At 73.3% G+C, this 13,243-nt stretch carries 12 protein-coding genes; 7 read left to right on the forward strand and 5 right to left on the reverse strand.

The features are described from left to right. Positions 1 to 82 precede the first annotated feature (82 nt). From LRS74_RS10030 to LRS74_RS10050, 5 genes are all read left to right on the forward strand, one after another. Complete coding sequence (locus LRS74_RS10030; RefSeq protein WP_277740677.1) at positions 83 to 1,057, forward strand: ATP-binding cassette domain-containing protein; 975 nt, start codon at positions 83 to 85, stop codon at positions 1,055 to 1,057. Between the two features lie 4 nt (positions 1,058 to 1,061). After that, entirely contained in the window at positions 1,062 to 1,835 is a 774-nt protein-coding gene (locus LRS74_RS10035; protein WP_277740678.1) for an ABC transporter permease, read from the forward strand. Positions 1,836 to 1,855: 20 nt separating this feature from the next. After that, positions 1,856 to 2,788: a hypothetical protein gene (locus LRS74_RS10040; RefSeq protein ID WP_277740679.1), complete on the forward strand. Its 933-nt coding sequence runs from the start codon at positions 1,856 to 1,858 to the stop codon at positions 2,786 to 2,788. A gap of 77 nt (positions 2,789 to 2,865) precedes the next feature. Further along, positions 2,866 to 4,134: an ABC transporter ATP-binding protein gene (locus LRS74_RS10045; RefSeq protein WP_277740680.1), complete on the forward strand. Its 1,269-nt coding sequence runs from the start codon at positions 2,866 to 2,868 to the stop codon at positions 4,132 to 4,134. Positions 4,135 to 4,352: 218 nt separating this feature from the next. Further along, positions 4,353 to 5,204 (forward strand): ABC transporter permease subunit, encoded by an 852-nt coding sequence (locus LRS74_RS10050; RefSeq protein WP_277744686.1) that lies wholly within the window; start codon positions 4,353 to 4,355, stop codon positions 5,202 to 5,204. Between the two features lie 45 nt (positions 5,205 to 5,249). Here the strand turns inward: LRS74_RS10050 and LRS74_RS10055 are convergent, their stop codons facing one another. Continuing rightward, positions 5,250 to 5,582: an ATP/GTP-binding protein gene (locus tag LRS74_RS10055; RefSeq protein WP_277740681.1), complete on the reverse strand. Its 333-nt coding sequence runs from the start codon at positions 5,580 to 5,582 to the stop codon at positions 5,250 to 5,252. Between the two features lie 216 nt (positions 5,583 to 5,798). Between LRS74_RS10055 and LRS74_RS10060 the strand changes: the two genes are divergently transcribed. Further along, complete coding sequence (locus tag LRS74_RS10060; RefSeq protein WP_277740682.1) at positions 5,799 to 6,833, forward strand: LLM class flavin-dependent oxidoreductase; 1,035 nt, start codon at positions 5,799 to 5,801, stop codon at positions 6,831 to 6,833. Between the two features lie 125 nt (positions 6,834 to 6,958). On the opposite strand, the gene LRS74_RS10065 is transcribed toward LRS74_RS10060, so the two are convergent. Then, positions 6,959 to 7,351 carry an SCO5389 family protein gene (locus tag LRS74_RS10065; RefSeq protein WP_277740683.1) on the reverse strand — a complete coding sequence of 131 codons (393 nt, stop codon included), beginning with the start codon at positions 7,349 to 7,351 and terminating at the stop codon, positions 6,959 to 6,961. Between the two features lie 212 nt (positions 7,352 to 7,563). Between LRS74_RS10065 and nucS the strand changes: the two genes are divergently transcribed. Continuing rightward, positions 7,564 to 8,226, forward strand: a complete 663-nt coding sequence (gene nucS / locus LRS74_RS10070) for an endonuclease NucS (RefSeq protein ID WP_277740684.1) — start codon at positions 7,564 to 7,566, stop codon at positions 8,224 to 8,226. A 571-nt stretch (positions 8,227 to 8,797) separates the two neighbouring features. On the opposite strand, the gene LRS74_RS10075 is transcribed toward nucS, so the two are convergent. From LRS74_RS10075 to LRS74_RS10085, 3 genes are all read right to left on the reverse strand, one after another. Continuing rightward, on the reverse strand, positions 8,798 to 11,404 hold the full coding sequence (locus LRS74_RS10075; RefSeq protein WP_277740685.1) for an ATP-binding protein: 2,607 nt from the start codon (positions 11,402 to 11,404) through the stop codon (positions 8,798 to 8,800). Between the two features lie 397 nt (positions 11,405 to 11,801). Further along, positions 11,802 to 12,125 (reverse strand): STAS domain-containing protein, encoded by a 324-nt coding sequence (locus LRS74_RS10080; protein WP_277740686.1) that lies wholly within the window; start codon positions 12,123 to 12,125, stop codon positions 11,802 to 11,804. A 232-nt stretch (positions 12,126 to 12,357) separates the two neighbouring features. Further along, positions 12,358 to 13,206 carry a 3-hydroxyacyl-CoA dehydrogenase family protein gene (locus LRS74_RS10085; RefSeq protein WP_277740687.1) on the reverse strand — a complete coding sequence of 283 codons (849 nt, stop codon included), beginning with the start codon at positions 13,204 to 13,206 and terminating at the stop codon, positions 12,358 to 12,360. Between the last annotated feature and the right edge of the window lie 37 nt (positions 13,207 to 13,243).

Below are 13,243 nucleotides of genomic sequence, written 5' to 3' on the forward strand. Positions count from 1 at the left end.
TGACGGCGCCTCGCGGACCCCCGGTACCCCGTCCGCGTGACACCGGGTGCGATCCCGCACATCCCACGCATAGCGTGGACGCGTGATCGAGCTCGACGGGCTGACCAAGCACTACGGCGAGAGGCTCGCCGTGGACCACCTCACGGTCACCGTCCGACCGGGCATCGTGACGGGTTTTCTGGGTCCGAACGGGGCCGGGAAGTCGACGACGATGCGGATGATGCTCGACCTCGACAATCCCTCGGCCGGCACGGTCCGCATCGACGGCAAGCACTACCGGCAGCTCTCCGACCCGCTGCGGTCGATCGGCGCGCTGCTGGACGCCAAGGCGATGCACGGCGGCCGCAGCGCCTACAACCATCTGCTCTGCCTGGCGCAGAGCAACGGCATCCCCCGCGCCCGCGTCTCCGAGGTGCTGGACGTCGTGGGCCTCACCCCGGTCGCCGAGAAGCGCACCAAGGGGTTCTCGCTGGGCATGGGCCAACGACTGGGGATCGCCGCCGCGCTGCTGGGCGATCCGCAGGTGCTCCTCTTCGACGAGCCGGTCAACGGCCTCGACCCCGAGGGCATCCACTGGATCCGCAATCTGATGAAGCAGCTGGCGGCCGAGGGGCGTACCGTCTTCGTCTCCAGCCATCTGATGAGCGAGATGGCCCTCACCGCCGAACACCTGGTGGTCATCGGCCAGGGGCGGCTGCTCGCGGACACCTCCATGGCCGACTTCATCGCGCGCAACGCGCGGGCGTATGTGCGGATCCGGTCGCCGGAGCCGGAGCGGCTGCACGAGGCGCTGGCCTCGGCCGGGTACGCCGCGGTGACGGTGGCGGACGGCAGCCTGGAGGTGGCGGGCGACGAGGCGGCCCGGCTGGGGGAGCTGGCCGCCGCGCAGGGGATCACGCTGCACGAGCTGAGCCCGCAGCGCGCGTCCCTGGAGGAGGCGTTCATGCGGCTGACCGCCGAGTCGGTGGAGTACCACGCGCACGCCGCGGGCGAGGGTCCGGCGCGCGGCTGGGGCGGCGACTGGCCGCCGCGGTCCGCCCCGAGGCGGGAGCGGTGAGGCGATGGCCGGGGTCGTGGGACAGGTGCTGCGGTCGGAGTGGACCAAGATCAGATCGGTGCGCTCCACGGTGTGGACGCTGGGTGTGGCGGCGGTGGTCACCATCGCGCTCGGCGCGCTGATCAGCGGGCTGGTCAGGAACGACTACGCCACCATGCCCGCGCGCGACCGGCTCGTCTTCGACCCCACCTACGTCAGCTTCGCCGGGATGGGGCTCGGCCAGCTGGCGATGATCGTCTTCGGGGTGCTGGTGGTCTCCAACGAGTACAGCACCGGCATGATCCGCACCTCGCTGGCCGCCGTGCCGCAGCGCGGCACCTTCCTGTTCTCCAAGGTGACGGTCGCCGGACTGCTGGCGTTGGCCGTGTCCATGGTGACCAGCTTCATCACCTTCTTCGTCGGTCAGGCGATGTTGGGCCCGTACGCGGCGCAGCCGCGCGACCCCGGGGTGCTGCGCGCGGTCGTCGGCGGCGGCCTGTACATGACGCTGATCACGGTCTTCTCGATGGGCGTGGCCACCATGCTGCGCAGTCCGATGCTCTCCCTCGGCGTGCTGATGCCCTTCTTCTTCCTGGTCTCCAACATCCTCGGCAACGTCTCGGCGACCAAGGAGGTCGGCGCCTACCTCCCGGACCAGGCGGGCCAGAAGATCATGCAGGTGGTCACGGTCGAGGACGACGCGCCGTACGGGCCGTGGGGCGGGTTCGCGATCATGGCGCTGTGGGTGGTGGCGGCGCTCGCGGCCGGATACGCGCTGCTGCGGAAGCGGGACGCCTAGCGGCGCTAGGGTCGTATGTCGTGACCGACCGCACCCTGGAGGCGCTCGGCTTCGCCGAGCTGCCGTACGAGCGGCCGCTGACCTACCCCGGCCGCACCATCGTGGACCCCGTGCTGCTGTACGGGGACGAGCTGTGGCCGCTGCGGCCGACCCCGGGCCGGCTGGGGAGCTGGCGGGTGCTGTGCCCCGCGGGTGCGCCGGAAGCCCCACCGGGCGAGGCACCGGGCGGGGCTTCGGACGGGGCTTCAGACGGGGTGGAGGAGCCGCTGGACGCCGTGCTGACCCGGCTCGGCCAGCCGCCCGCCGGCGCCCGTCATCCGCTGCTGACCGTCGGCTCCAACGGCTCCCCCGCGCAGCTGCGCGCCAAGTTCGCCCGGCTCGGCGGGGCCACCGCGCTGCCCATGCTGCGGGCCCGGGTGCGCGGCATCGGCGTCGGGGTGACCGGGCACATCAGCGTCTCGGGGTATGTGGCGGCCGCGCCGTACGCGGATCCGCGGATGGTGAGCGACCTCGTGCTGTGCTGGCCCGACACCGCGCAGCTCCGGGCCGTGGACGCCAGCGAGAGCGCCGCCAACTACCGACGGCTGCTGCTGCCGGGCTCTGACTTCCCCATGGCGCTGCCCGGCGGCGAGCGGCTCGGCGGGGCGTATCTCTACGCCAGCGTGCGCGGAGTGCTCGCGGGGCCCGACGGAACGCCGCGGCACGGCGGCGGCGAACAGCACGCCCTGCTGACCACGCTGCTGGCCGACTCCGCGCGACTTCGGGAGTTGCTCGGCCCTGACCCGGAGCGCTGGGTGGCGCGGGCGCGTGGGGACGCGGCGGTGCGGGCCGCGGGGACCCGGATCCTTCGCGAGGAGGGCTGGCTGCTGCCCCAGCCGACCCTGGACGACTACGCCGACACCAGAGGTGAGCTCTGGCCTCGTCGTTACGATCTGCTCACGACAGGGCCATGACGGGAACCGTCGACACGCGGCTATCCTCCTAACCCTCACCGGGGCGTCTGCCCTGAGCCATTCGCGAAGGGCGGAGAATGATCGAGGCAGTCGGCCTGACGAAGCGCTACGGCGCCAAGACGGCCGTGTACAACCTGTCGTTCCAGGTGCGGCCCGGGGCCGTCACCGGCTTCCTGGGGCCGAACGGCTCCGGCAAGTCGACCACGATGCGCATGATCCTGGGCCTGGACGAGCCGACCTCCGGTCAGGTCACCGTGGGTGGCTATCCGTTCCGTCGGCTGCCGAACGCCCCGCGCCAGGTCGGCGCGCTCCTCGACGCCAAGGCGGTGCACGGCGGCCGCAGCGCGCGCCAGCACCTGCTGAGCCTGGCGCAGCTGGCCGGCATCCCGGCCCGCCGGGTGGACGAGGTGCTGGGCGTCGTCGGTCTGCAGAACGTGGCCCGCAAGCGCTCCAAGGGTTTCTCGCTGGGCATGGGACAGCGGCTGGGCATCGCCGCGGCGCTGCTGGGCGACCCGCAGGTGCTGCTGTTCGACGAGCCGGTCAACGGCCTGGACCCCGAGGGCATCCTGTGGGTCCGCAACCTGATGCGGCAGCTGGCGGCCGAGGGGCGCACCGTCTTCGTCTCCAGCCACCTGATGAGCGAGATGGCGCTCACCGCCGACCACCTGATCGTGATCGGCCGCGGGCAGCTGCTCGCCGACATGAGCGTCAAGGACTTCATCTCCCACAACTCGGCGGACTTCGCCCGGGTGCGGGTGCCCGACCAGCAGCCGGAGCAGCGCGAGAAGCTGACCGCGGCGCTGAGCGAGGCGGGCGGCCAGGTGCTTCCGGAGCAGGACGGCGCGCTGCGCGTCACCGGGCTGCCGCTGCCGCGCATCAGCGACCTGGCCCACCAGGCGGATGTGCGGCTGTGGGAGCTCTCGCCGCACCAGGCCTCGCTGGAGGAGGCGTACATGCGGATGACGCAGGGCGCCGTCGACTACCGCTCCACCGTCGACCAGCGGGCCGGGCTCCAGCCGCAGCCGGATCCCTACGCCCCGGTCCAGCAGCCCGGTCCGGTGCCGCCGCAGGTGCTGCCCGCGTTCACCCCGCCGCCCCCGCCGGGGCAGGGCGGCTACCCGCCGGCGCCGGGCGGGCAGGCGCCGAACCCGTACGCGGCCGCGCGGGGCCAGGCGCCGAGCCCGTACGCGCAGCCCGCTCCGGCCCAGGCCCCGGCCGGGGCGCCCGCCGCTCCCCCGGCGCCGGCCCAGGTCCCCGCCGCGCCGCCGGCGCCCGCCCAGGCCGCGCCCGCCGCCCCCGCAGCCCCCGCCGATCTGAACAAGCGCGACAACGAGGACGCCCGATGACGACCCCGTACCAGCAGCAGCCGGGCCAGGCTCCGGTGCCGGCACCGCCCGGAGCGGCGCCGGTGCCCCCGCACGGCACCCCGCCGCAGGGCATGCCGCCGCAGCAGGGCATGCAGGCCATGCCGCCGCAGGGCGCACCGCAGGGCATGCCGCACGGTGCGCCGCACGCCATGGCGCAGGGCATGCCGCAGGGCGCGCCGCAGCCCATGGGACAGGGCATGCCGCAGGGTGGGCCGCAGGCCATGGGGCAGGGCGCGGCGCCGATGGGTGGCTACGTCTCGGCGATCCCGATCCGCCGTGCCCACCTCGGCGACGCCCTCGCCTCCGAGTGGACCAAGATCAAGTCGGTTCGCTCGACCATGTGGACGCTGGGCGTGATGATCCTGCTGGTGGTCGGCGTCGACTTCGCCACCGCGGCGGTCGTCGCCGACAGTGAGGCCAATCTGGAGGGAGAGTCCCCGCTGGGCATCGGCTTCGTCGGGGTGCTGCTCGGCCTGCTCTGCGTGATCACGCTCGGGGTGCTGGTGATCGCCTCGGAGTACGGCACCGGGATGATCCGCACCACGCTCACCGCCTGCCCCAGCCGGTCCCGGGTGCTGACCGCCAAGGCGATCGTCTTCTTCCTGGTCGCCTTCTCGATCACCACCGCCACGGCCTTCCTGGCCGCACTGATCAACGACTCCATGCTCGGCAGCATGGAGGGCGCGGGCGAGTCGACCGGTGAGGACTGGTTCAAGGCGACGGTCGGCATCGGGCTCTACGTGGCCATGCTGGGCCTGCTGGCGCTCGCCGTGGGCGCGCTGATCCGGCACTCCGCCGGCGCGATCACCATCATGATCGGCGTGGTGCTGCTGCCGCTGGTGCTCGCGATCTTCATGCAGGGCGAGGGGCTCACGGACCTGCGGGACGCCATGCTGGAGTACTCGATCCCCAACCAGTTGGGCGTGATGTACGCCAACACCGTCTCCGACACCGGCCCCTCCGGCTGGGATCCGCTGTGGATCATCACCGGGGTGACCGCGGCCGTCATGGCCTGCGCCTACGCGCTGTTGAACAAGCGCGACGTCTGATCCCCGCCGACGCGGCCCGGCACCATCGGCCGCCGCCCCGGGAACTCAGTACCTCGGGGCACTTCGAGACCGCTGGAGCCGCGCGCTCCGGCGGTCTCGCGCGTTCCAGCACGCCTTGTGCCAGTGCCGGCGGTCGTCGGCGCCGCCGTCGCCACGCCAGGCCACCACATGCGGCACCCCCGGCGGGATCTCCTGGTCGCAGCCGGGGCAGCGGTAGTACTTGGCCGCGGCGAAGCCGCCGACCTGCCGGACCATCCACTCCTCGCCCTGCCAGGTCTCGGTCCGCTCCAGCCCGTAGCGCTCCGTCGGCTCGGACGACTCGGCGGCGCGGGCGGCGGGCAGACCACCGCCGTGCGGGCGATTTCGACGTGGGGACATGGGATACCTCGGGCGTCGTCGGACGGTGGAGCTACGGACTGTCACCAGGTTACGCGTCACCGTCACGCTGCGGGGTACGCGTTATCCACAGCCACTCTCCGATCATCATCCAAAAATTCTTGCCAGGCCGTGCCTTTGGCACGTGTCAGGCGTTATTGCCGGTGAGGGGTCGAGCATCCGGGGCCAAGCCGAGAACCGCGAGAGAGGCGGAGAGCAATGCGCGTGGGGGCTTTCATTCTGGCCGCCCAATTCCCCGGCCAGGGACAGGGCGAGGCGCTGCACCGTGCGGTGCGGTCCGCCGAGACCGCCGAGGCGTCCGGCCTGGACGCCGTCTGGCTCGCCGAACACCACTTCGTTCCCTACGGCGTCTGCCCGTCCGCCGTCACGCTGGCGGCGCTGCTCCTCGGCCGCACCCGGCGGATATCCGTGGGCACCGCGATCAGCGTGCTGCCCACCGCGCACCCCGTCGCCCTGGGCGAACAGGCCGCGCTGCTCCACCTGTTGTCCGGCGGCCGTTTCACCCTCGGTGTCGGCCGCGGCGGCCCGTGGGTGGACCTGGAGGTCTTCGGCGCCGGACTCGCCGCGTATGAGAAGGACTTCCCCGAGTCGCTCGACCTGCTGCTGCGCTGGCTGCGCGAGCCGTGCGTCGGGGCGGACGGCGAGCGGTTCCGCTTCCGCGAGGTGCCGGTGGTGCCACGCCCCCGCGAGGGGCTGGACGGGACCGGCTCCACGGGCCCCGGCGTCGTGGTGGCCTGCACCTCGCCCGGCAGTGTGCGGCTCGCCGCCGAGCGCGGGCTGCCGATGCTGCTGGGCATGCACAGCGGGGACGAGGAGAAGGCCGAGATGGTGGCGCTGTGGCGGGAGTGCGCGCTGGCCGCCGGTCACCCTCCGGAGTCGGTCGGGGCGACGGAGCACATCTCGGCCGGGGTGGCCCAGATCGCGGACGGCCGCCCGGAGGCGGCGGAGGTGCTCCTCAAGGCGATGCCCGGCTGGTTACGCCAGGGGCTGGCCGCGCACCGCACGGTCGACGGCCGGCAGCGGCGGATGCGGGATCCACATGGATACGCCGAACTGCTCTGCCGGCTGCATCCGGTGGGCCCGCCCCGGCTGTGCGCCGACCGGCTCGCGGCGACCGCGGAGCGCACCGGAATCCGGCGCTTCGCGCTGTTGGTGGAGGGTTCGGGGGATCTGGCGACCACGGAGGAGAACGTACGACGGCTGGGCCACGAGGTGCTGCCGCTCCTCGGCTGACCGCGCGCGCCACGGCGCGTCATGCCGGGCCCCGCACCGCTGGGACCCGCCCGGTGGGTCTCGGCGCGTGCTGCCGCTCCTGACCTCAAGCACCTCCCCGCTCGCGGAGCGGCAGCCAACGGCTGTCAGCAGTCGCGCAGTTCGGGGGACTGATTGAGCAGCTGACCTCTGATGGACGTGAAGCGGCTGAGTCTCTCGTCCGCGGACGCGTCCAGGGGGAAGACCGCCACCCGATGGCAGTTCTGGAAGGCCAGGCGTACCCCGAAATGACGCTGCAGCGCGCCCCGGATCGCATCACTCGCCAAGGCCCGCAGCAGCTGACCACGCGCCTGCTCGTCCGGCGGCGGCGTCTGGTTGTCGGCGAAGTCACCGCCGTCGACCTTGAGCTGGGCCACCAAAGAGCTGATCATCTCCCACGCGTACGGCAGGGAGGTCCGGACGCAGTCGACGAAGGCGGCTTCGTCGACCTCGCCTCGCTCGGCCTGTTCGAGGAGGGCCGGTGAGACGTCCAGCGACATGGGGTTTCTCCTCTCGCGACCCCAGAGCACAGGGTCTCAGGGACGGGCGGACGGCCGCGACGCTGTGTGCACACCCGACGACCATCCGCTTCAACCCTAATTCGGCCACCGCACCGGCACCAGGAGAATGCACACACAACCAGCCAGGGCCGAACAGGTCGATCGCTGGACGAATCGCGTCGACCCCCCGCCGTCGAGTAGCGTTGCCCACCATGCGTCTCGTCATCGCCCGTTGCTCCGTGGACTACGCGGGCCGGCTCACCGCCCACCTTCCGTCGGCACCCCGCCTCATCCTGATCAAGGCCGACGGCAGTGTGTCCATTCACGCGGATGACCGGGCCTACAAGCCCCTCAACTGGATGTCGCCGCCGTGCACCCTGAAGGAGGGGGACGGCAGTGTCTGGACGGTGGTGAACAAGGCGGGCGAGAAGCTCATCATCACCATGGAGGAGATCCTTCACGACTCCTCGCATGAGCTCGGGGTGGACCCCGGACTGATCAAAGACGGCGTGGAAGCGCACCTTCAGGAGCTGCTCGCCGATCGGATCGAGACACTTGGCGATGGCTGGACGCTTATTCGGCGTGAATACCCCACTGCCATTGGCCCCGTGGACATTCTCTGCCGGGACGCCGACGGGGCGACCGTCGCCATCGAGATCAAGCGCCGCGGAGAGATCGACGGCGTCGAGCAGCTCACCCGCTACCTCGAGCTCCTCAACCGCGACCCGCACCTCGCCCCCGTCAAGGGCGTCTTCGCCGCCCAGGAGATCAAGCCCCAGGCCCGCGTTCTCGCGACGGACCGGGGCATCGGGTGCGTCGTCCTCGACTACGACGCGTTGCGCGGCGTGGACGACGACAAGCTGCGCCTGTTCTGACCCACGGCTTCCCGGCCCGGGGCCCCTCTTCGGGCCCCGGGCTTCGCGTTTTCCCCTGCGGGGCGCGAGTCGCGTATGGGGGCCGAGCCCCCTCCATGCCTTGTTTCGGCACCGCCGAACTCCACCGTCACGCGTCCCGCCGTCGCGGCGGAATCAAGGCCCCGGCCTACGCGGAAGGCCCCCGCCAAGGGCGTACGGGATGAGGGCAGCGGCCCCTGGCCCCGCCGTCGCGCGCCGGCGTCGGCGCGGCACGGGGGGCAGCCAGCAGCGACCACCACGACGCGGGCCGGCGGCCGCCGGCCACCGCCAGCAGCGGGAAGCCGGCGGACCCGAACCCACCGCGCCTTGTTTCGGCACCGCCGAACACCGCCGTCACGCGTCCCGCCGTCGCGGCGGAATGAAGGCCCTGGCCTACGCGGAAGGCCCCCGCCAAGGGCCTACGGGATGAGGGGCAGTCCCTCGCCCCGCCGCCGGCAGCAACCACCGCGCCTTGATCGGCACCGCCGAACTCCGCCGTCTCACGTCCCGCCGTCGCGGCGGGATGAAGAAGGCCCTCGTCCGCAGCGACCGGTCAGGCCGTCGGGGTTTCCGGGGCCGGCTCGGGGGCGGTGGCGGTGGTGGGGAGGGGGCCGGTGGCCGTGTTGGTGGCGGTGCTGGGCGGGTTGGTGGGCGGCGTCGTCGGCGGGGTGGTCGGCGGCGTCGTGGGCGGCGTCGTCGGCGGGGTGGTCGGCGGCGTCGTCGTGGGGGTGGGTCCGGTGGTCCGGGTCGGCGTCGGGCTCGTGGTCGGCGGGTCGGTCGGCGTGGTCGGCCGGCCGGTCGGGCTCGGCGATCCGCTGGGCTCGCCGGAGCCGGACGGCGAGGGTTCGCCGCTCGTCGAGGGGTCGCCGGGTTCGGCGCTGCCGGAGGGCGAGCCGCCGGAGGCCGACGGGATCGGGGCGGCACCGCTGACGCCGGGCCGCGGCTGCTGGTCGCCGCCGTCCGGCACCGGCTCGTCGGCGGTGAGCCCGTCGTCCTCGTCCTGCTGGGACGCCGACTGGCCCGGCTTGCCGGGGTTCGCCGGCTTGCCCTCGTCCTCGTTCCCGGAGGTGGCGCCCAGGGTGACGACGGTGCCGAGCACCGCCACCAGCAGGGCGCCGGCACCCGCCGCGACCAGGTTGCGCCGGGCCCCGGTCAGGGCCATCCACGACAGCGTACGCCGCGGCTTGCCGCCGCTTCCGGGAGCGCCCGCGCCGCCGACGGCGCTCGCGCCGGCCGTGCCGCTCGCGCCGCCCGGGAGGCCGGTGGGGGCCGCGCTGGGCGCCGCGGCGGCGGAGGTGACCGCCGTGGTCGCGCTGTCCCCGGGGACCGGCGCCGGGACGCCGCCCGGCGGAGAGGCCGACTGTTCGGTGCGGGCGTCCGGGACCTCCTCGCCCGGCGCGGTGCCTCCGGGCGCCGCCGGGGCCGGTCGCGTCGGGCCGCCGGAACGGTCGGCGACCAGGGCCAGGGCGCGCCGCCCGGCCACCGCGCCGCGGCGGTCGGAGAGCACGCCGCGGAGGCCGATGGACGCCTCCAGCTCGGCCCGCGCCCGGTCCAGGTTGCCGCTGCACAGTGCGAGAACGCCCAGCTCGTGGTGGAAGTACGCCTCCTCGGCGACCTCCCCCGCCAGTCGGGCGGCCTCCTGGCCGTGCCGCAGGGTGCGCTCCCAGGCGCCCCAGGCCAGCGCGCCGGCGAAGGCGGGCGCGGCGGTGCGGGCCAGCAGCACGGCGGCGCTGGTCTGGGCGGCCACACGGGCGGCGATCAGGGCGGACAGGGTGGCGAGGACGGCGTCCGCCTCCAGGGCGACGCGCTCGGCGGCGACCGAGGGGTGGCCGGCCCACCAGGCGTAGTGCTGGGCGACGCCGAGCGCGTGCTCGGGCGCCTCCTCGGCGTACCCGGCGGCGGTCAGCTGGGCGACCACGCCGCCGGCGAGCCGGTAGTGCGGCCCGGTGGCGGTGATCAGACCGCAGCCCAGCAGTTCCCCGATGGCGGCGTCGGCGTGGGTGTCCCCGGTCAGGGCGGGCAGATGGGACTGGTGGGGCAGCTCGCCGCCGAGGGCGACCGCGAACCGCAGCGCGTGGCGGGCGGCCTCGCTGAGCCGGGAGGCCAGCAGGGCGGCCGGGGCGACGCCCTCGGCCAGGGTGGGCAGCGGTACCGTCTCGCCGCCGTTCGCGTCGTCGGTCTCCGCCGGCTGGGCGGGGACGGGCGCCTTGGTGAGGTCGCCGTAGCTGTCGAAGGAGCCGGGCGCGGCCCGCAGTTCGTCCAGTTGGCGCAGCAGCGCCCCGGCCTGGACGAAGCGCAGCGGCAGGCCCTCGGACTCGAACCACAGGTCGGCGGCCCAGTCGGCCTCCTCCTCGGTGAGCGGGCGTCGGGCGGCCTGCTCCAGCAGTTCCAGGCAGCCGTTCTGGCTCAGCCCGCTGAGGAACATCTCCTCCAGGTGCGAGCCGGAGGAGGGTGCCGGGACGTCCGGGGTGGCGGAGATCAGAAAGGCGCACTCGGGCGTGGCGTCGAGGAACTCGTCCAGGGCCACGCCGCCGAACTCGAGGTCGTCCAGGACGACGACCGCGCCGATGTCGGCGACCGCGGCCAGCAGCTCCTCGCGGTCGGGGCGGTGGACGGAGCCGCCCGCGCCGTAGACGGCGGCGTACAGCTCGTGCAGCAGGTCGGCGGAGGTGCGGTGGTAGCCGGTCAGTCGCACCACGCCGTCCGGGGCCAGCTCCACGCAGTCCTCGGCGACGGCGTCCAACAGCACGGTGCGGCCGGCACCGGAGGGGCCGGTCAGCCGCACCGAGCGGCCGCGGGAGAGCAGTCGTACCAGCCGCTCCCGCTCCTCCTCGCGCTCCAGCGTCGGCAGCTCGGGCAGGCCAGGGCCGGTGGGCGGCTGCGGGCCGGCGGCGCGGCGCAGCTCGGTCCGCTCCTCCTCGGTGTGTCGGCGCGCGCCCGCGGGTCGGCGGCTGGGCGGGCAGGGCTCTATCTCGCTGCCGTCGACCGGGTTGACGGTGACCAGCAGATCGCCGGAGACCAGTTGGGTGGTGCGGGCGGGTCCGGACGGCGGGGTCAGATCCCGCGGCGGCGGTACGGCGCCGCCGTCGCCGGCGCGGGGCGCCGGGTCCTCGTGACCGTGCTCGTCCGGTCCCGCGGGTCCCATCGTCGTCGGGTCCATGGCCTAAGCCCCCCAGGTGCGTGGTGGCGTGCTGTGTTCCTCCCCGGCTGGTCAGCACTCACTCCCGGTGCCCGCCGAAGGCAGTGGGTGTGCGGCGGAGAACCGAACCCCAGAACTTCCCACAGTATCCACCGAGCGCGACGGGCCGTGTGGCACCCCGGTCGGTCCGTCCGCGGCGTGAGACCGCGCATACCGCCGGTCGGCGGACCCCGCTGGACGGCCCCGCCCGGACACGGCGGGCCCGAGCGCTCCGGGCTCCGCACCCGGCCGGCCCGAGCGCCCTGGGCTCCGAAGGCCGTGGCCCGTCGGGTGTCGGGGCACCGGTGAGGGAGGCTCCGTGCTCCCGCTCGTCGGCGGTCTCCCGGGCCGGCGGCCGGGGCGCCGTGGCGGCCCGCGGTCAGACGCGCGGCAGGGACTCGACCTCCAGCCCGCCCTCGATGGCCAGGATGCGGTGCAGCCGGGTGGCCACCAGCAGCCGCTGCATCTGGGGCGGCACGCCGCGCAGCACGAGCCTGCGGCCCGCCCGGCCGGCCCTGCGGTGCGCACCCATGATCACGCCGAGGCCGGTGGCGTCCCAGGAGTCCAGCTCGGTGAGGTCGAGCACGAGGTCGCCGTGGCCGGTGTCGATGGCCGAGTGCAGGACCGTACGGGCGTCCGCCGCGCTGCGGACGTCGAGGCGGCCCCCGACGACCAGCTCGGCGTGGTCGCCCCTGATATGCATATGCGCTCCCCTGATGTGGTGCGTGTTGTCAAAAAGTTCTATAGAACTGACTGCCTCTCACACGGCAAAGTTGCCGCCTGTAAGCGAACCGATACCGAATTCACCCACGAGGGTGAAGTTCGGACGCGCCGCTGACCTGATGCGGTGTCAGCGTCGGCCGATACGGCGCGCACCGCGCACGGCGGGCGCCCATCGGACGCCCCGCCGCGCGCGGGCCGCGCCCGTCGGTCGGTCAGTGCTGGTAGAAGCCCTGCCCGCTCTTGCGGCCGATATCACCCGCATCGACCATTCGGCGCATGATCTCCGGTGCCGCGAACTTCTCGTCCTGGGACTCGGCGTAGATGTTGTCGGCGGCGTGCAGCAGGATGTCCACGCCGGTCAGGTCGGTGGTGGCCAGCGGGCCCATGGCGTGCCCGAAGCCCAGCTTGCAGGCGATGTCGATGTCCTCGGCGGTGGCCACCCCGGACTCGTACAGCTTGGCCGCCTCGTTGACCAGGGCGATGATCAGTCGGGTGGTCACGAAGCCGGCCACGTCGCGGTTGACGACGATGCAGGTCTTGCCGACCTCCTCGGCGAAGGCGCGGGCCCGGGCGAGCGTCTCGTCGCTGGTCTTGTAGCCGCGCACCAGCTCGCAGAGCTGCATCATCGGCACCGGCGAGAAGAAGTGGGTGCCTACCACCCGCTCCGGGCGGCTGGTGGCGGCCGCGATCTTGGTGATCGGGATCGCGGAGGTGTTGGACGCCAGTACGGTGTCGTCCTTGACCAGCCCGTCCAAGGTGCGGAAGATCTCCCGCTTGATCTCGATCTTCTCGAAGACGGCCTCGACCACGATGTCCGCGTCGGCGACGGCGTCGAAGTCGGTCGTGGTGGTGATGCGGGCCAGGGCCTGGGTGGCGTCCTCGGCGGTCAGCTTGCCCTTGGAGACGAACTTCTCGTACGACGCCTCGATACCGCTCTTCCCCCGCGCGAGGGCCTCGTCCGTGACATCACGCAGCACGACCTCGTACCCGGCCTGGGCCGAGACCTGAGCGATACCGGACCCCATGAGTCCGGCCCCGATGACGGCGAGCTTCTTCGCCACGACACACACCCTCTCCTCGACGTATGTGCCGGACCCT

Origin of the sequence: Streptomyces sp. LX-29, from assembly GCF_029541745.1 — a bacterium.
Taxonomy (GTDB): domain Bacteria; phylum Actinomycetota; class Actinomycetes; order Streptomycetales; family Streptomycetaceae; genus Streptomyces.

Excerpts from the sequence above, each read along its gene's own strand:
- LRS74_RS10065 (WP_277740683.1), bottom strand. The coding sequence starts at position 7,351 with ATGTCGCTGGACGTCTCACCGGCCCTCCTCGAACAGGCCGAGCGAGGC.
- LRS74_RS10050 (WP_277744686.1), top strand. The coding sequence starts at position 4,353 with ATGCCGCAGGGTGGGCCGCAGGCCATGGGGCAGGGCGCGGCGCCGATG.
- LRS74_RS10045 (WP_277740680.1), top strand. The coding sequence starts at position 2,866 with ATGATCGAGGCAGTCGGCCTGACGAAGCGCTACGGCGCCAAGACGGCC.
- LRS74_RS10080 (WP_277740686.1), bottom strand. The coding sequence starts at position 12,125 with ATGCATATCAGGGGCGACCACGCCGAGCTGGTCGTCGGGGGCCGCCTC.
- LRS74_RS10075 (WP_277740685.1), bottom strand. The coding sequence starts at position 11,404 with ATGGACCCGACGACGATGGGACCCGCGGGACCGGACGAGCACGGTCAC.
- LRS74_RS10060 (WP_277740682.1), top strand. The coding sequence starts at position 5,799 with ATGCGCGTGGGGGCTTTCATTCTGGCCGCCCAATTCCCCGGCCAGGGA.
- LRS74_RS10035 (WP_277740678.1), top strand. The coding sequence starts at position 1,062 with ATGGCCGGGGTCGTGGGACAGGTGCTGCGGTCGGAGTGGACCAAGATC.
- LRS74_RS10055 (WP_277740681.1), bottom strand. The coding sequence starts at position 5,582 with ATGTCCCCACGTCGAAATCGCCCGCACGGCGGTGGTCTGCCCGCCGCC.
- nucS (WP_277740684.1), top strand. The coding sequence starts at position 7,564 with ATGCGTCTCGTCATCGCCCGTTGCTCCGTGGACTACGCGGGCCGGCTC.